At 32.4% G+C, this 793-nt stretch carries 1 protein-coding gene; it reads right to left on the reverse strand.

Going from position 1 to position 793, the window contains the following annotated elements; translation table 11 throughout:
• Positions 1 to 744, reverse strand: a 744-nt coding sequence (locus MT391_RS20690) for a hypothetical protein (RefSeq protein WP_499499980.1), incomplete at its 3' end; no start/stop codon positions are given.
• Between the last annotated feature and the right edge of the window lie 49 nt (positions 745 to 793).

Below are 793 nucleotides of genomic sequence, written 5' to 3' on the forward strand. Positions count from 1 at the left end.
ATAAATTTCACGTCTATTTACAAGTTTGGTAAGTTCATCGGTGCAGGCTAGGTATTTAAATTGTTGTTTACTTTTTAATTGCTTATAAGCGAAGATCAATGCAATCACTAAAATAATAAAAACCAAAATTAAAATGATGACTTGCATTTTTTCGTTGCTCTGCAATATCTCTAATTGCCTTTCTTTATCTTTAGATCGTTGAATAAGTACTTCATTTTCAGTTTTAATTTTGTTTGTATCAAACTGTGTTTGCATCTTCGCATTACGTTCAGTAAAAACCTTTTCATCTATTAATAAATGTCTGGTGATAAATTCATTTAATGCTTGATAAGCAAGTGACCAATGACCAGAAGCCTCATAAATATTGCTCTTTAGACGCAACGTATCAAGCGTTCCACGGATATGGTCACTCAATTCAAATGACTTTTCAGCAATAAGAATATTTTTTATTGCCTGCTCATAATTTGCTTGCTTGTAATGAAGTTGCGCCAGAAAAAAGTTAAGGTAACTATATTTATCATCATTGCCTGGCTTTACTATTTGCTGTGCTTGTAGCAGAAGTTGAGCAGCTTCTTTAAGCCTACCTAAACTGATTAAGTTAGCTGCAATACTAATAGTTGCATCAGCAGCAATTAATGGTTCACCTTTTGCTAACCAAAAGTCGCGAACTTTTTGAAAACGCAATATGGCTTCTTCGTAATGTTCGAGTTTTTCTAAAGAAAGCGCAATATCATTATTTATCATATTCGCATCGTAAAAATTCTTATTCTTTAGATAAACCTGCTCTAATGTT

Source organism: Vibrio sp. 1-Bac 57 (genome assembly GCF_037546855.1).
Classification (GTDB): Bacteria; Pseudomonadota; Gammaproteobacteria; order Enterobacterales; family Psychromonadaceae; genus Psychromonas.